At 62.2% G+C, this 19,221-nt stretch carries 17 protein-coding genes and 1 tRNA gene; 11 read left to right on the top strand and 7 right to left on the bottom strand.

Annotated elements, in window-relative coordinates:
* Window positions 1-127: 127 nt before the first annotated feature.
* From P3T24_RS33700 to P3T24_RS33680, 5 genes are all read left to right on the top strand, one after another.
* Window positions 128-280 carry a hypothetical protein gene (locus tag P3T24_RS33700; protein ID WP_167379357.1) on the top strand — a complete coding sequence of 51 codons (153 nt, stop codon included), beginning with the start codon at window positions 128-130 and terminating at the stop codon, window positions 278-280.
* Window positions 281-557: 277 nt separating this feature from the next.
* Window positions 558-1,388, top strand: coding sequence for an undecaprenyl-diphosphate phosphatase (locus P3T24_RS33695; protein WP_429404098.1), 831 nt, complete (start codon window positions 558-560; stop codon window positions 1,386-1,388).
* A 142-nt stretch (window positions 1,389-1,530) separates the two neighbouring features.
* Window positions 1,531-1,605, top strand: a tRNA-Arg gene (locus tag P3T24_RS33690).
* 137 nt (window positions 1,606-1,742) lie between these two features.
* Window positions 1,743-1,982 (top strand): hypothetical protein, encoded by a 240-nt coding sequence (locus P3T24_RS33685; protein WP_074263909.1) that lies wholly within the window; start codon window positions 1,743-1,745, stop codon window positions 1,980-1,982.
* A gap of 181 nt (window positions 1,983-2,163) precedes the next feature.
* On the top strand, window positions 2,164-3,015 hold the full coding sequence (locus tag P3T24_RS33680) for a helix-turn-helix domain-containing protein (protein WP_429441097.1): 852 nt from the start codon (window positions 2,164-2,166) through the stop codon (window positions 3,013-3,015).
* Between the two features lie 67 nt (window positions 3,016-3,082).
* On the opposite strand, the gene P3T24_RS33675 is transcribed toward P3T24_RS33680, so the two are convergent.
* Entirely contained in the window at window positions 3,083-3,589 is a 507-nt protein-coding gene (locus P3T24_RS33675; RefSeq protein WP_429441094.1) for a YgjP-like metallopeptidase domain-containing protein, read from the bottom strand.
* Between the two features lie 123 nt (window positions 3,590-3,712).
* Window positions 3,713-5,656, bottom strand: a complete 1,944-nt coding sequence (locus tag P3T24_RS33670; RefSeq protein ID WP_429441091.1) for an AI-2E family transporter — start codon at window positions 5,654-5,656, stop codon at window positions 3,713-3,715.
* 206 nt (window positions 5,657-5,862) lie between these two features.
* Between P3T24_RS33670 and P3T24_RS33665 the strand changes: the two genes are divergently transcribed.
* Window positions 5,863-6,354 (top strand): MarR family winged helix-turn-helix transcriptional regulator, encoded by a 492-nt coding sequence (locus P3T24_RS33665; protein ID WP_429441089.1) that lies wholly within the window; start codon window positions 5,863-5,865, stop codon window positions 6,352-6,354.
* A gap of 79 nt (window positions 6,355-6,433) precedes the next feature.
* Window positions 6,434-7,969, top strand: coding sequence for an MFS transporter (locus tag P3T24_RS33660; protein WP_429441086.1), 1,536 nt, complete (start codon window positions 6,434-6,436; stop codon window positions 7,967-7,969).
* A 31-nt stretch (window positions 7,970-8,000) separates the two neighbouring features.
* On the opposite strand, the gene P3T24_RS33655 is transcribed toward P3T24_RS33660, so the two are convergent.
* Together P3T24_RS33655 and P3T24_RS33650 are read right to left on the bottom strand one after the other, a co-directional pair.
* Window positions 8,001-8,624: a glutathione S-transferase family protein gene (locus P3T24_RS33655; protein WP_429441213.1), complete on the bottom strand. Its 624-nt coding sequence runs from the start codon at window positions 8,622-8,624 to the stop codon at window positions 8,001-8,003.
* Window positions 8,625-8,770: 146 nt separating this feature from the next.
* On the bottom strand, window positions 8,771-9,001 hold the full coding sequence (locus tag P3T24_RS33650) for a hypothetical protein (protein ID WP_074263914.1): 231 nt from the start codon (window positions 8,999-9,001) through the stop codon (window positions 8,771-8,773).
* Between the two features lie 197 nt (window positions 9,002-9,198).
* Between P3T24_RS33650 and P3T24_RS33645 the strand changes: the two genes are divergently transcribed.
* A complete protein-coding gene (locus P3T24_RS33645) occupies window positions 9,199-9,588 on the top strand; it encodes an RT0821/Lpp0805 family surface protein (protein WP_074263915.1) in 390 nt (129 codons plus the stop codon).
* An 82-nt stretch (window positions 9,589-9,670) separates the two neighbouring features.
* The gene (locus P3T24_RS33640) at window positions 9,671-10,120 is read left to right on the top strand and encodes an NUDIX hydrolase (protein WP_429288226.1); all 450 of its coding nucleotides are present in this window, start codon (window positions 9,671-9,673) and stop codon (window positions 10,118-10,120) included.
* Between the two features lie 12 nt (window positions 10,121-10,132).
* On the opposite strand, the gene P3T24_RS33635 is transcribed toward P3T24_RS33640, so the two are convergent.
* Window positions 10,133-11,017, bottom strand: a complete 885-nt coding sequence (locus P3T24_RS33635; RefSeq protein WP_074265977.1) for a transporter substrate-binding domain-containing protein — start codon at window positions 11,015-11,017, stop codon at window positions 10,133-10,135.
* 91 nt (window positions 11,018-11,108) lie between these two features.
* Entirely contained in the window at window positions 11,109-12,818 is a 1,710-nt protein-coding gene (locus P3T24_RS33630; protein ID WP_429441083.1) for a glutamine--tRNA ligase/YqeY domain fusion protein, read from the bottom strand.
* A gap of 258 nt (window positions 12,819-13,076) precedes the next feature.
* Between P3T24_RS33630 and ggt the strand changes: the two genes are divergently transcribed.
* The gene (gene ggt / locus P3T24_RS33625) at window positions 13,077-14,921 is read left to right on the top strand and encodes a gamma-glutamyltransferase (RefSeq protein ID WP_429441081.1); all 1,845 of its coding nucleotides are present in this window, start codon (window positions 13,077-13,079) and stop codon (window positions 14,919-14,921) included.
* 47 nt (window positions 14,922-14,968) lie between these two features.
* Here the strand turns inward: ggt and P3T24_RS33620 are convergent, their stop codons facing one another.
* A complete protein-coding gene (locus P3T24_RS33620; RefSeq protein WP_074263918.1) occupies window positions 14,969-16,189 on the bottom strand; it encodes a CaiB/BaiF CoA transferase family protein in 1,221 nt (406 codons plus the stop codon).
* Between the two features lie 403 nt (window positions 16,190-16,592).
* Between P3T24_RS33620 and alaS the strand changes: the two genes are divergently transcribed.
* Window positions 16,593-19,217, top strand: a complete 2,625-nt coding sequence (gene alaS / locus P3T24_RS33615; protein ID WP_429441079.1) for an alanine--tRNA ligase — start codon at window positions 16,593-16,595, stop codon at window positions 19,215-19,217.
* Window positions 19,218-19,221: the final 4 nt, after the last annotated feature.

Genomic DNA, 19,221 nt, shown 5'->3' with positions numbered 1-19,221 from the left:
CTGCGATGATCACCTGCGTCGATCGATTGGCTCGAACTGCGGCACGCGGTCCGGAGCCGATTTTGCGCCCGTTTGGCCTACGGGGAAACCCTTCCCGGGCAATTACGGGTTCGCACGACCGGTAAGCTTGACGATAATCCGTCCCACTGCCCGGTCATTTAACCTTTCGGGCCGCACGACTTCCGGAGGCCTCATGGATCTCGCAATGGCAATGGGCGTGGCCCTGTTCGGCATGTTTGCCGCCAGCACAGTCTACTTCTTCTACAAGCTCGATCGCTGAACGTTCGCGTCCCGCTTGCTGCCGCGCCGCCCGCTGCGACGCGGATCAATCCCCGTTGGTCATCTTGCCCAGGTTCGCAGCACATGCGCGCCAGATGGCTTGCAGAGGCGTAACAACCGTTTCGAGTTGTGACGCAATGCATCAAAATTTCCCCTAACGTCGCTCAAACGCTTGGCGCTGACATAGCGGCCAGGCATAATCGGTGCGCTTCCAGGCGTCGGTTCCACCAGGCCGGCGTGCTGCTCCTTGATTCTTCACTCACTAAAAGGACCGCCGCGTGAGCTTGTCGTTTCTGATTTTTCTGAGCGTGCTGCAGGGCGTCACGGAACTCTTCCCCGTCAGCAGCCTCGGTCACACCCTGCTCGTGCCCGCGCTGTTCGGCATGCATATTGACGAGCATGCGCCGCAGTTGCTGCCGTTCCTCGTTGCGCTGCACCTTGGCACTGCGCTCGCGTTGCTGTGGTACTTCCGCAAGCGCTGGGTCGCGCTGGTCAGCGGTTTTTTTGCGTCGCTCGGCGGCCGCCGCAATGATGACGGCCACATGATGTGGGCGCTGATCATCGGCACGATTCCGGCGGGCATCGTCGGGCTGGTGCTGGAAAAGCGCCTCGAGCTGCTGTTCCACGACTTGCGCATCGTGGCGATCGCGCTGATCGTCAACGGCGTGCTGTTGTGGTTCGGCGACCGTCTGCAACGTGCTCGCGCGCATCAGGCGCCGGAGAAGCTGACATTCCGCCAGGCGTTCTTTGTTGGGCTGGCGCAGATCGGCGCGCTGATCCCGGGTTTTTCGCGCAGCGGTCTGACGATGATTGCCGGCAACGCCGCCGGTCTGACGGCGGAGAAGGCGGCGGAATTTTCGTTCCTGCTTGGCACGCCGATTATTTTTGCCGCCGGCGTGCTCGAACTGCCGAAGCTGTTTCGTGCGCCAGGCCAGCTTGGCGATGCGCTGCTCGGTGGCGTGCTGACGGCGATTGCCGCGTATCTGAGCGTGCGCTTCCTGATGCGTTATTTCGAAGGACGCGGTCGTTTGGCGAGCTTCGGCGTGTACTGCGTGATTGCGGGCATCGTCTGTCTGGGCTGGTTCATGCTGCATACGCAGCCGGTTTGAGCGCGCAGTCGATCTGACGGCTATGCTGGGACTGAACAGATGCTTGCCGCAGCAGCTGCGGTGGGCTGCGCGGTAGCATCGGTTATAATCCGCCCCCTGCGTGCCGGTGGTGCTTGCCGCGCGGTTAAAATTCCAGTTTCGCCTCCCCATAGTTCAACGGATAGAACACGGGTCTTCTAAACCTGAAATCGAGGTTCGATTCCTCGTGGGGGGGCCACCCAGGCAGCAAGCGTCGCCAAAGCGACGCGCTTCACACGCCTCTCAAAGCCCTTTTCCTTACCGCCCCTTCCCCAGGCTCAAGCTCGCAGCGCTGTCGACGTTATCCCGTGTGTCACCCCACACACGGAGGCTCATATGTCTGCAGCAACGCCTGATCTGATCGCACAAAAGGTGCGTATCAACCCGATCGTGATTGTCATCGGCAGCGGGGACACCACGCGCTCTTTGCGTTACCGCGGCAAGCACACGCTTCATGCGGTGCTGGGGTTTTTGCGCAGCCAGCGCGAATCTCGCGCATTGGTGTACAGCCACAAGACGGACGGACAGATGCTATGGATCGACGTCCAGACCGGCGCATTCTGCAACCTGCATTAGTTGGTTTGCGAGGCGTGCGCCGGCGGGGTCATTTCACCCGCTGGCGCAACGCGTGGACGGACGGCACAGAGAAGGGCTTTGACGTTGCCACTGCGTACGGAGTCGTGACGCTCGACGCCTTGTTGTTGGCGATGCCGGCTGTCATAGTAGACCGTTCGACATCTACGCGACGGTGTGCCACATGAACTCCACAGACGTCCATTCAGGACCGCCCGGAACCGAACTGGGTGCGCTCTTGCGCCGATGGCGCGCCGTGCGCGACAAAAGCCAACTGGATCTGTCGCTCGACTCCGGCGTGTCGCAACGTCACATCAGCTTCATCGAAGTCGGGCGCAGCGTCCCCAGCCGGCAGATGCTGATGAATATCGCACAGGCGCTGGACGTTCCGCTGCGCGAGCGCAACACGTTGCTGCTGGCCGCAGGCTACGCGCCGGTATATCCGGACGATCCGCTGAACGCACTCGAAACGCAGAGCGTGAAGAATGCGATTCAACGCATGTTGCGCCAGCACGAACCGTATCCGGCGGTCGTGATGGACCGCTACTGGAATGTCGTGATGACCAATGATTCCGCGCCGCGCTTTTTCAACAGCTTCATCGATATGTCCGCACGCAAAGAGCCGCGCAACCTTCTGCACCTGATGTTCGATCCGGACGGCATGCGGCCGTTTATCGACAAATGGGAGGACGTGGCAAAGAGTCTGATCCAGCGCGTTTACCGTGAGTCCGTAGGACGCGTGATCGATGAACAAACCCAGGCGCTTCTCGCTACGCTAATGGCCTATCCAGGGACGAAGTCCGACTGGAAATCGCCTGTGGCGCTCAGCGCGGTTCCCGTCAATCCTGCGATGCCGGTGATACCGCTCAGTTTTCTGAAGGACGGTAAGCCGCTCAATTACTTCTCGATGATCACCACGGTTGGGACGCCGCAGAGCGTCGCCATGCAGGAGTTGCGTATCGAAAGCATGTTTCCCGCCGATGAGGCGACCGAGCAGTCGCACGCTCAACTGGTTGGCCACGCGTCAGCGTACTGAAAGGCACGGTCGACGAGGACTCATTGGAACCGGGCGTGGTTGCGCGAAAAGGTTCGTAGAACGAAGCTCAGGTGGATCGCTCGCGGACGATATCGCGATGCGTCAGATAAAGGCGCAGGTCAAACTCGGTCTGGTGATAGCCCGGCTGCATGAACTCGCAAAGCCGGTAAAACGCCTTGTTGTGGTCGCTTTCCTTCAGATGCGCAAGTTCGTGCACGACGATCATCTGCAGGAACTCGGGCGCACTATCCTTGAAGAGCGACGCAATGCGGATCTCTTTCTTTGCTTTGAGCTTGCCGCCTTGAACCCGTGAGATGGTCGTGTGCAGTCCCAAAGCGTGTCGCAGAACATCGAGCTTGCTGTCGTAGAGGACCTTGTCGATGGGCGGCCCGTTGCGCACGAATTCACGCTTGAGTTCCGCGACGTACTCGTAGAGCGCGCGGTCGGTTTGCACCGGATGCCTGCGTGGATATTTGTCGGCGAGATAGGCGGCCAGTTTCTCTTCCGCGATCAACCGGCGAACCTTGTCCTGCAGTGCGGCCGGGTAGGCGCTCAGGTATTTCAGATGCTGCATGACGAGGCGAGCAGGTCGGATGGGGGCATGGGCCGTATTGTACCGATGGCCCGCTCGAGCGCGGTTTGGCCACCGTTTCCGCCAGCCGGTCGTCGTTCATGTTCCTGGCCGCAAGCACACACCTCAGGCGGCCCCCTGAGCGTGTTCCTGACGATCCGTCGCCAGCGCCCCCGCCCGGCATTCCTCGATCAGATCGCGGAACGTGTTCGCATTGCGCGCGTTGGGGGCTGCAGTGGTATCCGGATCGTTCTCCGATAACCCGCCGAGACCGACAATCACCGTAGCCGGCACGGGTTGATTGCGTATACGGCGCAGCAGGTTGCGCAAATACGGCGGCGACTCGGCCGCGTCGAGCGAAACGATGCAGATGATGGTCGCAGCGTCACCTTCCTGCGGGCTTCGCACTTCGCCGCGCGCCCCGCGGAATTGCTCATAGGTCGTGGCGATCGTGGTGATGTTTTGCCGTCCCAGCAGTTGCACGGCAATTGCCGCGGCCACTTCGTCGAACGCGCCGCGTCCCGAGATACACAGCACCACGGCGCCGTCCACAGTACCCATCGCGTCCGCGCCTTCCGGACCGCCGCCGCCATAGTGCGGTTCGGTGCGGCCGTGAGCATGCGCGGCGTCATCGGCGACGTCAGGCGCCGGGATCCCGTCTGGCAGACCTTCGACCGTTTCGAGGTTCTCGATGATGTCGACCACCGCTTCGTTAAAGCGCACCAGTTGCTCCGCCGTCAGCACGCCGCGTAGCGCATCGTTGCGTGCAAGTCTCAGCCCTTCGAGCGCGACCTGATCGTAGTAATCGACTACCGACATCTCACCGAGCAACCGGTCTGCCTGCACAATGGCCTCGTGCGGATCGTCCGCCAGCAGCCGTTGATAGAAAGTCTGCGCCGGAGTCAGGGCCGGCTGGTCGCCGAGCAGGATCGTCAGGAAGTTGAGCCGGTCCGCATAGCGCCCCAGCGTGACGAGGCACAAGGTGAGCGGCGTCGATAGCACGAGACCCACGGGCCCCCACAGCCAGCTCCAGAAGATCGCGGCCACCACGACCGCGAGCGGCGAGAGGCCGGAGCGTCGTCCATACAGATACGGTTCCGCCACCTGACCGGCCACCAGATCGACCACCACGAACAGCACCAGGGTCCACACGGCCATGGTCCATTGCGGCTGAATGGCTGCAGCCAGACACACCGCGAGCAACGCGGCAATCCAGATGCCGATATACGGCACGAAGCGCAGCAGCGCGGCGACGACTCCGAACAGCAGCGCACCCGGCACACCGATGCCCGCGAGACCGACGGCGAGCACGCCCCCCACGCTGAGATTCAGGCCCAGTTGCGCAACGAAATAGCGGCTCAGGCGGCTCGCCGCGTCGTTGATCGCGGTGGTGGTGCGGTGCAGGTCGCGCGAGCCGAACAGGCTGATCAGACGGTCCCGCAGATCCTCGCGCTGCAGCAGGATAAAGATGGTGACCACCAGCACGATGAAGGTGGTCTCGAGTGGCGCGATAGCTGGCGAAAACGCCCGTTGGGCCAGTTGCATCGGCGTGAGCGCGGGCTCGTGCACCTCGACGGGCATGGGTGCCTGAGGCGCGTTGCGGCTGGCTTTGCCATAACCACGCGGCGCCGCGGGACGCGACGGCGCGACCCGTTGCAGCGTCAGCGCAGCCCGGCCGAGCAGGACATCGGCGCGGCCGACGGTCTTCTCCTGCACCGTCTCGATCTTTTGCTCGATGGCCACCTGATACTGCGGCAGATCGGCCGCCAACTGGACGATCTGCGATGTGATCAGTGCACCCGCACCGAGCACGATGGCCAGCGCGAAGAACACCGCGATGAAGATCGACGGCAACTGACCCATGTGCAGACGCCGCAGCGACGCCACCAACGGGGCCAGCAGAAAGCTGAGCAGCACTGAGAGCGTGATCGGAATCAGGACTGCACGGCCGAAATACAGCCCGCATACCACCACAACACCGGTAATCACCGAGGCGAGGCCGTGCAGGCTGGGCGAGCCCGGCGGGTACACGCGGTTTGGCCGTCCGGGGGGCGGCAACGAAATCTTCATTTTGGCGACATTCGGGTTGGCGGGAAGCGTAACGGCTTCCTCAGGGATTTGAGGATACAACTGCGGAGCATAGCAATCCACACGCCCGAGGGGCAGCTTCAGGTGATGGGGCCACCTTGTGCGTTGTCGCGTCAAGTGTGCTTTGAGGTGGTCAGTTCGGGTTTTTGCGTTACAATAGTGGCATATACCTGTAATTTGAGCGTGCCATGAAACCTCATCCGCATACGTCTGAACAGCGTCATAAGAGCCCGAGCGTCTGCATCAACGCGGCGATCCGCCGGGCGGCGCGGCGCATGGGGCAAATCTACGACGATGCCTTCGAGGCATGCGGCCTTCGCGCAACGCAGTACTCGCTGCTGGTGCAGATCGATCGCGTCGGCACGCCCACCATGCGTGTGCTGGCCGAGCATCTCGTGATGGACCTGTCGGCGCTTGGCCATACGCTGAAGCCGTTGATCCGGGATGGTCTGGTGGAACTGGTGGTAGACGAACGAGACCGCCGCAGCCGCCGCGTGCATCTGACGAAAGACGGCCGCATCAAACTGGAAGAGGCGCGGGCAATCTGGAAGAAAGTTCAGCTCAGCTTCGACGATGCCTTCGGCAAGGACGGTGCAGCGCAACTGCGGTCAACCCTCGATCTGATCGCGTCGCCGGATTTTTCGGAGCGCATGACGACCGTGTTCCATTCAATTTCGTAAACAGTTGCGCGCTTTGCGCCGATGCTGAACTTCAGACGGCGAGCCGCAGAAACCGCGATGCATCCCACAGGTGGTCGAAATGCAAAACAGGTTGCTGGTCTTGCTGTGCGTGTCTGTGCCGTCGTTCATGATCAACCTGGACTCCAACATCGTTGCGGTCTCGCTGTCTTCGATAGCACGGTCATTGCATGCGGATTTCACGGCTATCGAGTGGGTGATCAGCGCCTACACCCTTGCTTTTGCCACGCTGGTCATGCCGGCTGGGGCGCTCGCCGATCGCTTCGGTCGTAAGCGGATGCTGGTGATCGGGCTTACCGTCTTTACGGTTGCTTCGGGCATTTGCGGCGCCGCGAATTCGACGACGCTGCTCAACTACGCCCGCGCCTTGCAGGGTGTTGGCGCGGCGCTCCAGTTGAGCGCCGCACTGGCGATCCTGTCGCATAGTTTTCAGGGCAAGGAGCGCGCCAGCGCGTTTGCATTCTGGGGTTCGGTGATTGGCGTGGCCATCATGCTCGGCCCGGTGGCGGGCGGCCTGATCACGCAATACTTTGGCTGGCAGTGGGCCTTCTACGTGAACCTGCCGGTTGGCATCGCGATGATCGCGTTGACGCTGTATGCGGTGACGGAGTCGAAAGACCCGCATGCCATGCGCGTCGACATGGCTGGTGTCCTGACGTTTAGCGGATTTCTGGGGCTGCTTACGCTGGCGCTGATCTCGGGTAATCGTGCAGGATGGCTAAGCAGGCCGGTCCTCGTCGAACTGGGTGTTGCCGTCGCGATGCTGATTGCCTTTCTGGTGGTGGAGTCGGTGCAAACCAGGCCCATGGTCGATCTGAAGTATCTCTCGCGCCGCACGTATCTTGGAGCGAACATTGCGGGCGTCTCCTATGCCGTCGCTTTTCTGACGATGCTCACGTATCTGCCGTTTTTCTTTCAGAGCGCGCTCGGCTACGCGCCGCTGATCGCCGGGCTATTGATGCTGCCGCTTGCTGTGCCGTTGTTTGTCGTCCCGCGCCTGGTTGCGCTGTATCTGGACCATCGCCTGTCCGGACGTACGCTGCTCGTGATCGGCCTCGCTTGTGTGGGTGTTGGTCTCCTGCTCACGGCGCTCAGAATCACGCTCTTTCATTATCCGGCGATCTTCGAAAGCATGCTGATCGCGTCAATGGGGGCGGGTATTCTGAACGGACAGATCGCCAAAGTGGGCATGACCGTCATTCCTGTTGAGCGCGCGGGGATGGCCTCAGGCGTCTCCGGGACGATGCGCTTTAGCGGCATCGTGGTTGGCTTCGCGGCGCTGGGCGCCATTCTGTTCGCGCGGATCGGCGCAAGCGTCGGCGAAGCGTTGCCTGACGTCGCTGCATCCGACCGGCTCGCGATCACGCATGCGATCGCAGACGGCAATCTCGCGTCGGCCACGGCGCTCATTCATGCGCAGGGCGGGGCGGCATCCGTTGCACAGCATAGTTTGGGCTTCGGCTACGAAGGCGTGCTGCTGGCTGCCAGTCTCGTTGCGCTGGGCGCAGCGGTGTTGTGCTGGTGGCTTGTGAGTGCGCAGGAAACTGCGCCGCACGAAGCTGCGACGGAGCAGGTGCTGGAGTTGTCGGTGGACTGATCGATGGATTGGATTAATTCGCTCGCCGAGCCTACGGCGTACCGTTTTTGCAGTAGGTCAGGAAACCGGGTCGCTCGCTCAGCCGCTCGAAATAGTCGGTCACGGCAGGAAAATCCGGATGATCGAGCGGGGTGCTGAACCAGCGGTTTAGTGAGAGACCAATCGGGATATCCGCCAGCGAAAAATCGCGTCCGGCGATGAACGCTCCCGTCGCTTCCAACTGCCGGCTCACGATGCCGATATGTCTCGTCCAATTCTGCGACGACGCTTCGATCGCTTCTGCGTCCTGATGCGCGGGCGACTTTCTGACCAGTGCCAGGAAGGCATAACTCCATGCCCGGTTTAGCTCGGCACTTTGCCAGTCGATCCATTGGTCGACGCGCGCCCGCGCTTGTGGTTCAGCGGGATAGAGTTGCGCGCCGCCATAGCGCGAGGCCAGGTAGCGAATGACCGTATTCGATTCCCACAGCACAAAGCCGTCGTCCTTGATGACCGGCACCATTGAATTGGGGTTGAGCGCCTGAAACTCGGCCGTTTCGGTGGACCTGAAGCCGGCTCCCCAGTCTTCCTGTTCAAAAGGCAATTGCAACTCCGCACAGGTCCAAAGCACCTTGCGGACGTTGATCGACGTGACTTTCCCGAGTATTTGCAGCATGCGCACTCCAGATGGTGGCGGGCTGCGACATTCTAGGGGAGCGGAGTGGGAGAGGACAGATACAGTTTGGGAGGATGCAGGCGGCACATCTGGGGCGCCGTGAAGCTGAAGAGAGGGCGGAGGATCAACGGTTGATCAATCGTTGATCAACCGTTGAGCAGCAGATAACAGCCGCCGATCAGCAACACAAACGACGCCAACAAGGTGACCGCACCCATGCGAGTGATGACGCCCGGCCATTGCGCCCGGGGCAGTGCCTCGGCGCTGACAACGCTATGCACCGGCGCGGGGTCACGCCGAACGAAGAACGGCATAAGTGCGATGCAGAAGAGCACGAGGATCACGGAGAAAGCTTTGAGAGCGAACGAGAGTTCCATGGGAGCGGCAGAGTAGGATGCGCGCAAAGATTTGCGCTAAGCCTTGAATCTTAGGAATTCGCCGTGAACGCAACCATGGGACGAGTCTGAAAACACGCGCTGACCCCACTCGGACATGAGCGTCATGCTATCCTTTTCAGGTCCAGATCACGAACCGCTTCGTGACCGCCAGAAGGATCTTTCGAGGAGAACACTCAATGTCGATGCGAACCCGTGCCCTGTTTCACGTCACGTTGGGCGGATTGCTGCTGGCGGCATCCGTCGGCGCATACGCAGCGAATCTCGGCTTCCTTGGCAATACGCCGATCAGCTACATGAAGCAGCGCGACATCGACTCGGTGAAAGCGGCCGTGTTTAGCGCGCTCGATGGCAAGCAGGATGGCGAAGCCGCCACCTGGGTCAACGATGGCACGGGCAACTCCGTACACATCGACGCGACCATCACGCCGCAGAGCACCGCCAAGGACGGCGACCGCACCTGCCGCGACGTAGCCGTCGTGCTGAACGCGAAAGGGCAGTCGATGACGCTACGCCCGCAATTCTGCCGCGCCGGCAGCGGCGCATGGCAACTCCAGAAGAAGCCTTGATGCGTGACGGCTGGAGCGCGGCCATGACGGCGTTGCCGCTCGATGTTGGCGGAGCGCCGCAACTGCGCCGCGGCGTCACAGGATGAGTGCGCGCATTGTTTCGTGCGGCATCGTGCTGCTCGATCCGCATGGACGTGTGCTGCTCGCACACGCCACCGAAACATCCCATTGGGATATCCCGAAAGGGCATGGCGAGGAGGGCGAGGCGCCGCACGTCACGGCGCTGCGCGAGATGGTCGAGGAGACCGCCCTTGTGATCGACGCGGGGCGCTTGAAGGATCTCGGCCTCTTCGTCTACCGGCGTGACAAGGATCTGCATCTGTTCGCCGCGCGCGCTCATGACGATGAGCTTGACCTCACGCGCTGCGTTTGCACGTCGATGTTTCCGCGCCGCTCGGACGGCAAACTGATTCCCGAAATGGATGCATACCGCTGGGCCGCGCCGGACGAAGTGGAACGGTATGCGAGCCGCAGTCTGACGCGGCTGTTTCAGACCACGCTTTCGCTGGCCGAACTGCATCACACGCTGTGATGCGAGGAGCGCTCAGTCGAGCGCGCGATCGTTCGGATGCGCGAACAAGGCACGCATCGCCGCCGACATCGGAAAATTGAGATTGATCCCGTGAGGCGGAATCGGCTGCGTGAACCACACGTTGTAGAGATGCTCCGCCTCGCCCGATGTCTGCATCCGTTCGACCACACCGTTGACCAGTTCCCGCATCGGCGCATCGCCTTTGCGGAACATGCACGCGTAGACCTCATAGCCGAGCGGCGTACCTGTCACCAGGAAGTCGTCAGGATGCGCGTCAGTCGCCTTGAAGCCGTACACAATCGGTTCGTCCATCACAAAGGCCACGGCCCGATCCTGTTTGAGCGCGACAAACGCGTCCGAATGGTCTCGCGCGCTGGTGATGCGCATGTTGAGATGCTTCTCGACGTTCAACTCGCGCACGAGCCGTTCGTCGGACGTCCCCGCGGTCGTTACCACCGGTTTGCCGGCCAGATCGGGGAAATCGGTGATGCCGCTGCTGCGCTTCACGAGCATGCGCACCGCGTACTGGAAAAAACTGTCGGAGAAGGCCGCTTCGCTCTCGCGTTCATGCGTGTGCGTGGTCGAACCGCATTCGAGGTCGATCTGGCTGTTTTGCAGCATCGGGATGCGATTCGACGAGGTCACCGCAACTTCGCGTATCTTGAGATCGGGCAGGCCGAGTGTTTTCTTGATCTGCTCGACGATCGCCATCGCGATGCTCTGCGAGTAGCCCACCGTGGTCTGGCCGTCGAAATAGGAGAAGGGGATCGAGGCTTCGCGCACGCCGAGCAGGACGACCCCGTCGTCGTGAACTTTCCTGAGCGTACCGGTGAGTTCCTGCGCCTGCGCGGAGCACGCGAGCCATGCCGTAGCAAGCGCGACCAGCGCGGCGCGCATGTGGGACGGATGGCAGGCTGCAAACATCATCGTTCCTCCCGGAGCGGTGTGGGCACCGTCACCCCAGTTGACCCGGCTCAATTGGTCTAGCTTACGCTGGCTTGCCCCAACTGTCTCGCAGACTCACGATGCGATTGAATACTGGCTTGCCCGGTTTCGAATCGAGGCGGTCGGCGACGAAGTAGCCATGCCGTTCGAACTGATACCGCTGTTCGGGCAGCGCGTCACGCGCACCCGGCTCCAGGTAGGCGTTGACCACCCGCTTCGAATCCGGATTAAGCGCTTCGAGGTAATCGCGGCCGCCTGCGTCCGGCTGCGGTTCCTTGAACAGACGATCGTAGATGCGCACTTCGGCCGGGCAGGCGCCCACGGCGCTGACCCAGTGAATGTTGCCTTTGACCTTGTAGGTGTTCGCGCCTTCAGTGCCGGACTTGCTGTCGGGGAAGTAGTTGCAGTGGACCGCGGTCACGTTGCCGTTCTCATCCTTGTCCGCGCCCGTGCATTCGATCACATAGCCGTAACGCAGACGCACCTTGTTACCGGGGAACAGACGGAAGTAACCCTTGGGCGGCGTTTCGTTGTAGTCGTCACGCTCGATCCACAGTTCGCGCGAGATCGGGAACACGCGCGTGCCGTGTTCCGGATGATGCGGGTGCACCGGCGCATTGCACTCTTCGGTGAGATCTTCGGGGTAGTTGTCGATGATCAGCTTGACCGGGTCGAGCACGGCGGCCGTGCGCGGTGCCTTGTCGTCGAGGTCGTCGCGTAGTGCGCCTTCGAACACGCTCATGTCGATCCACGAATCGACCTTCGTCACGCCGATGCGTTCGCAGAACAACTGGATCGCCTCCGGCGTGAAGCCGCGGCGGCGTACGCCGACGATGGTGGGCATGCGCGGATCGTCCCAGCCGTCCACGTGACCTTCGGTGACGAGTTGCAGCAGCTTGCGCTTGCTGGTGATCGCATACGTCAGGTTCAGGCGCGAGAATTCGATCTGTTGCGGCAGCGGGCGGCTGAAGATACCGGCTTCGGCGAGCTCGTTCAGAATCCAGTCGTACAGCGGCCGGTGGTCTTCGAACTCCAGCGTGCACAACGAATGCGTGATGTTTTCCAGCGCGTCAGAGATGCAATGCGTGTAGTCGTACATCGGATACACGCACCACTTGTCGCCGGTGCGGTAGTGATGGGCAAAGCGGATCCGGTAGATGACCGGGTCGCGCATGTTGAAGTTCGGCGACGCCATGTCGATCTTCGCGCGCAGCACGTGTTCGCCTTCCTTGAACTCGCCGGCCTTCATGCGGCGGAACAGATCGAGGTTCTCCTCCACCGAACGTTCGCGGAACGGCGAGGGCGTGCCCACTTCGGTGGCCGAGCCGCGGCTCAGGCGCATTTCTTCGGCCGACTGACTATCCACATAGGCCTTGCCGCGCTGGATCAGCAGTTCGGCAAACTCGTAGAGTTTGTCGTAATAGTCGCTGGCGTAGTAGAGGTGTTCGTTGCCGTCCTTCTTCCAATCGAAACCGAGCCATTTCACGGCGTCGATGATCGATTCGACGTACTCGACACTTTCCTTTTCCGGATTGGTGTCGTCAAAACGCAGATGGCAAATGCCGCCGTAGCTGCGCGCTACGCCGAAGTTCAGGCAGATGCTTTTAGCGTGGCCGATGTGCAGATAGCCATTCGGTTCCGGCGGGAAACGCGTTTCCACGCGCTGGCCCCACTTGCCGGAGCGGTTGTCTTCGTCAATGGTGTTGCGAATGAAATTGGATGCCGCCGGCGCGTCGTTGCGTTCAGTATTCATGCGAAGAGGAGAAAGTCGGTCGAGGGCGCGCAATGCGCTCACTTATCTGTCAATTCTACCTGACAGCTTCCCTTCCGACAGACCGCATGCGGCTGAGTGCGGCTTCCAGCCAACGTTTCAGGGCTTTTTGCGCGCGGTTGCACGGTGTAACAGGAGGTAAATCGCTTTGTTTCCGCGTGAACGGCGACCTTAGGATGCGACCGTCGCGGCGCCGGACTGGCCGCCTTGCAGGATATGAAACTTGTCTGAAAGGAATTCATGATGAACAACGCCTTTTACGTCGGGCTGAAACGGCTCGCGGGCGCAGCAGTGCTGGGCGCAGGCTGCGTGGCGGCACTGGTGACGGCCACGCCGGCGCTGGCGAAAAGTGCGGAACCGAAGCCGGTTCTGGACGGCTCGGCTGCAGCGGTTCCCGATCAGTACAGCGCCAGCACTGCGCAGCAGATTTTTGCGCAGGGTGGAAATGCCGTAGACGCTGCGGTTGCGATTGCGTTCACTTTGGCCGTGACCGATCCCGACGCCGGCGGTCTTGGCGGCGGTGGATTCATGACGCTGTACGTCGGCGGCAAACCGTATTTCCTCGATTATCTTGAACGGGCGCCGCAGCGGGCGACGCGCGATATGTACCTCGACGACAAGGGCCAGCCGGTTGCAGGCATGAGCACGGTGGGCTTTCGCGCGGTGGCCGTGCCGGGCACGGTTGATGGCTTGTGGGAGGCCCAGCGGCGCTTCGGCAAGCTGAAGTGGAAACAGGTGCTGGCACCGGCGATCCGCTATGCAACGGACGGCTTCAAGGTCGACTCACGGCTCGCGAAGAGTCGCGCCGACGCCGCGCCGGCGTTTGCCGGCAAGACCGATTTCGACGCCTATTTCGCCAACCTGAAGGCGGGCGTCAATTTTCAGCAGCCCGAACTGGCCCAGACGCTTTCGCGGATTGCCAGTGACGGCGGGCGCGAATTCTATGAAGGGCAGACGGCCGATCTGGTGGTGAAGCAGATGCTTGGCCATGGCCTCCTCGGCAAACAGGATCTGCAGCAGTACAAGGCGGTCTGGCGCGAACCGCTCCGTGCCGACTGGAACGGGTATCAGATTGTCACCGCGCCGCCGCCCAGCTCGGGCGGTGTCGGGCTGATCCAGATGCTCAAGATGAAGGCCGATCTGAAGCAGAACTTCGACGGCCTTGCGCTGAATTCGGCGCCGTATATCCACCTGATCGCACAGATTGAGGACCGGGTGTTTGCCGACCGCGAGCAATACATGGACGATCCCGATGCGACGCCAGTACCGGTCGACAAGCTGCTTGACGATGCTTATCTTGCGCACCGTGCTGGCGAAGTGAGCGCCGATGAGGTGCCGGGCGCGGCGCCCGTGAAACCGGGTCTTGCTGGCGGGACGTTAGAAAAGCCGCAGACGACGCACTTCTCGGTGGTGGACAAATGGGGCAACGCGGTCTCGAACACCTATACGCTGAACGGCTCGTTCGGTTCCGGCGTGGTGGTGGATGGCGGCGGTTTCCTGCTCAACGATCAGATGGACGACTTCATCACCAGGCCCGCTGGCGTGTCGGCGAGCGCCGCGTCGCCAGTTACCGCTAGTGCTCCGTCGGCGGCGAGCGCGAGCATACCGGCATCCGCTAGCGATCCGACGGCCGGAAGCGGGACCGAGACGGCGGTCACGGAGCGGCCTGCTACGGTTGCCGACGGTCCGAACACGATCGCGGCCGGCCGTCGGCCCCTGTCGTCGATGACGCCCACCATCCTTTTGAAGGATGGCAAGGTGGCGCTCGTGATCGGCACACCGGGCGGCTCGCGGATCTTCACGACGATTTTCCAGGTGATGACGGATATTTACGACTTCGGCATGTCGCCGGCCGACGCGCAGGCCGCGATGCGCTTCCATCATCAATTGCTGCCGCAAAAGACCATCTACTGGGAGCCGTATCATCCCATTACTGGCGAACTGGCTGACCAGCTAAAGGCCAAGGGCTATACGCTCAGCGGGCAGTCGTTCAACGGCGATGTGCAGTTGATTCGCGTCGAAGGCACCACCCCACAACCGGCGGCCGACCCGCGCGGTGCAGGCGTAGGCGGGGTATTCCAGTAGGGCTCGCGGCTGGGGCTGGGCCGTGCGCCCCATGCGCCGCCCGGCTCTCAGATCACCGCTTGCGCGCGCAACGCTGCAATCCGGTCCTCGTCATAGCCCAGCACGTCGCGCAGGACGGTCTCGGTATGCTCGCCGAGCGTGGGCGGGTGTGTCAGCGCCTGCGGTGGCGTGCCGCTCATGTTGATCGGATTGCGCACCAGCTTCACGTTGCCGCCGGACGGATGCGGCAGATCGACCCGCATGCCGCGCGCCACCACCTGCTCGTTCTCGAACACCTCGGCCAGATCGTTGATCGGACCGCATGGAACGCCGGCCGCCTCGAGCGCCGCAATCCATTGCTGCTTGCCGAGTGTGCGGACCATCTCCGCGAGGATCGGCACCAGCGTATCGCGATTGCGCACGCGCGCAGGGTTGGTGGCGAAGCGCTCGTCGTCGGCCAACTCTGCGCGGCCACCGGCTTCGACGAATTTGCGAAACTGCCCGTCGTTGCCGACCGCGACGATGATCCAGCCGTCGCTCGTCTGGAAGGTCTGGTAGGGCACGATGTTCGGATGCGCGTTGCCCCAGCGTGCCGGCGGCTGACCGCTCGCGAGGAAATTCGAGTTCATGTTCGCCAGCATCGCAACCTGTACGTCGAGCAGCGCCATGTCGATGTACTGGCCTTCGCCCGTGCGGTCGCGATGCGTGAGTGCGGTCAGCACGGCAACCGTCGAATACATGCCGGTCATCAGATCGGCGATCGCCACGCCGGCCTTTTGCGGACCGCCGCCCGGCAAGCCGTCGCGCTCGCCGGTGATGCTCATGAAACCGCCGATACCCTGCACGATGAAGTCATAGCCCGCCCGTTGCGCGTACGGACCGGTTTGACCGAAGCCGGTCACGGAGCAGTAGATAAGGTCCGGCTTGATTTCCTTCAGCGACGCGTAGTCGAGCCCGTATTTCTGCAACTGGCCGACCTTGTAGTTTTCCATCACCACGTCGCTCTGCGCGGCCAGTTCGCGAATGATGCGCTGCCCTTCGGGGGTGGCGATATCCACGGTCACCGAGCGCTTGTTGCGATTCGCCGCGAGGTAGTAGGCGGCCTCGTGAGTATCCGCGCCGTCCGGCGTTTTGAGGTATGGGGGCCCCCAGTGGCGGGTGTCGTCGCCGACCTCCGGGCGTTCGATCTTGATGACGTCCGCGCCGAAGTCGGCGAGCGTTTGCGCGCACCACGGGCCGGCGAGCACGCGAGTGAGGTCCAGCACGCGGATATGACTGAGAGCGCCCATATTGTGTCGATGTCTCCAGTGTCGGCCGGGGTTGGCGCTTCAGCGCTTGCTCCGGTCCCATGCAAAATTGTTGCGGTTGGCCAGACTGCGAGGCCGATGCGCCCGCAGTGGCGCGCCTTGGTGTCGATGCAATGGCATTGCAGCGTCGATGTCCGGAATCTTAAGCGATTCCCGCGCTCAGGCCCATTCGGCCGAATGGCATAGGTCGAACGACACGCGCCGAAACATGGCGCCCGCTGCAAAAACCTGGCCGAACGGCTAATCCTGCGCTCTGGCGGCGCTGCGCCGCCTCGCAAGGGCGCCGATCCCGTATAATCAGTCGTTTAAGCAACAATCGGTTGGCGCATTCCAGGTGTCTGTCCCGGATGTCGCCAGATCCAGTCAGGACCGTCCCCAGTACGCTATGAAAGCCGCCGAAATCCGCGAGAAATTCCTCAAGTTCTTCGAATCGAAGGGCCATACGATCGTTCGCTCGTCGAGCCTTGTGCCCGGCAACGACCCCACGCTGCTCTTCACCAATTCGGGGATGGTGCAGTTCAAAGACGTGTTCCTCGGCGCGGAATCGCGTCCGTACTCGCGCGCTACGACGGCGCAGCGCAGCGTGCGCGCGGGCGGCAAGCACAACGACCTCGAAAACGTCGGCTACACGGCCCGCCACCACACGTTCTTCGAGATGCTCGGCAACTTCTCGTTTGGCGACTACTTCAAGCGCGACGCAATCCATTACGCGTGGGAACTGCTGACAGGCGTGTACCAGCTGCCCAAAGACAAGCTCTGGGTCACCGTCTATCAGGAAGACGACGAGGCGTACGACATCTGGGCGAAGGAAGTGTGCGTGCCGACCGAGCGGATCATCCGCATTGGCGACAACAAGGGCGCGCGCTACGCGTCGGACAATTTCTGGCAGATGGCCGATGTTGGTCCCTGCGGCCCGTGCTCGGAAATCTTCTATGACCACGGCCCGGAAGTGTGGGGCGGCCCGCCGGGATCACCCGAGGAAGACGGCGACCGCTACATCGAGATCTGGAATCTCGTGTTCATGCAGTTCAGCCGTGACGCGCAAGGCACGCTGACGCCGCTGCCCAAGCAGTGCGTCGACACCGGCATGGGTCTCGAGCGGATCGCAGCCGTCCTGCAGCACGTGCACAGCAACTACGAGATCGACCTGTTCCAGGCGCTCATCAAGGCAGCGGGCCGCGAAACCGGCGTGGCCGATCTCACGAACAACTCGCTGAAGGTGATCGCCGATCACATCCGCGCGTGTTCGTTCCTGATCGTCGACGGCGTGATTCCGGGCAACGAAGGCCGCGGCTACGTGCTGCGCCGTATCGTGCGCCGCGCGATCCGTCATGGCTACAAGCTGGGCAAGAAGGGTTCGTTCTTCAATCGTCTGGTGCCGGATCTGGTCGCACAGATGGGCGAGGCTTACCCGGAACTGAAGGACGCAGAACAACGCGTGACCGACGTGCTGCGTCAGGAGGAAGAGCGCTTCTTCGAGACCATCGAGCACGGCATGTCGATCCTCGAAAGCGCACTGGCCGATCTGGACGCAAAGGGTGGCAAGACACTCGACGGCGAACTCGCATTCAAGCTGCACGACACCTACGGCTTCCCGCTCGACCTGACGGCAGACGTGTGCCGCGAACGCGAGGTGACGGTAGACGAAGCCGCGTTCGACGAAGCCATGGCTCGCCAGCGTGACCAGGCTCGCGCGGCCGGCAAGTTCAAGATGGCCCAGGGCCTCGAGTATTCGGGCGCAAAAACCACGTTTCACGGCTACGAAGAAGTCATCTTCGACGACGCGAAGGTGATCGCGCTTTACGTGGATGGCGCATCGGTCAAGGAAGCGACTCAGGGCCAGCAGGCGGTGGTCGTGCTGGACCACACGCCGTTCTACGCGGAATCGGGCGGCCAGGTCGGCGACGCAGGCGTGCTGGCCAACGCGAGCGTGCGATTCGCGGTGGTGGACACGCTGAAGGTGCAAGCCGATGTGGTCGGCCATCACGGCACGCTCGAGCAGGGCACGCTGAAGGTTGGCGACGTTGTGAAAGCGGAAATCGACGCCGTGCGGCGCGCACGCACCGAGCGCAACCACTCGGCTACCCACCTGATGCACAAGGCGCTGCGCGAAGTACTGGGTACGCATGTGCAACAGAAGGGTTCACTCGTCGACGCCGACAAGACCCGCTTCGACTTCGCGCACAACGCGCCGATGACGGACGAACAGATCCGTCAGGTCGAAGCCATCGTCAATGCCGAAGTGCTGGCGAATGCGCCGGGCATCGTGCGCGTGATGCCGTTCGACGAAGCCGTCAAGGGCGGCGCCATGGCGCTGTTCGGCGAGAAGTACGGCGACGAAGTGCGTGTGCTCGACCTTGGCTTTTCGCGCGAGTTGTGCGGCGGGACGCACGTGCAACGCACTGGAGATATCGGCTTCTTCAAGATCGTGATGGAAGGTGGCGTTGCGGCTGGTATCCGCCGCGTGGAAGCGATCACCGGCGACAACGCGGTGCGCTACGTGCAGGAACTCGACGCTCGCATCAATTCGGCCGCAGCTGCGCTGAAGGCGCAGCCTGCGGAGCTCACGCAACGGATCGTTCAGGTGCAGGACCAGGTGAAGGCGCTGGAGAAGGAACTCGGCGCGCTCAAGTCGAAGATGGCTTCGAGCCAGGGCGACGAACTGGTTAGCCAGGCAATTGAAGTCGCGGGTGTGCACGTGCTGGCCGCGACCCTCGACGGTGCGGACGTCAAGACGCTGCGCGAAACGGTCGACAAGCTGAAGGACAAGCTGAAGAGCGCGGCTATCGTGCTGGCTTCGGTGGAAGGCGGCAAGGTCAGCCTGATCGCTGGCGTGACGGCGGACGCGAGCAAGAAGGTGAAGGCCGGCGAACTCGTCAACTTCGTGGCGCAGCAGGTGGGCGGTAAAGGCGGTGGCCGTCCCGATATGGCGCAGGCGGGCGGTACCGAGCCGGCTAATCTGCCGGCAGCGTTGGCCGGCGTGAAGGGCTGGGTGGAAGCCCAGTTGTAAGCGC

The organism is Paraburkholderia sp. GAS33 (genome assembly GCF_050436645.1).
Taxonomy (GTDB): Bacteria; Pseudomonadota; Gammaproteobacteria; order Burkholderiales; family Burkholderiaceae; genus Paraburkholderia; species Paraburkholderia phenazinium_B.
The sequence above is the reverse complement of the archived record's forward strand: the minus strand, read 5'-3'. Positions and strand labels throughout refer to the sequence as shown.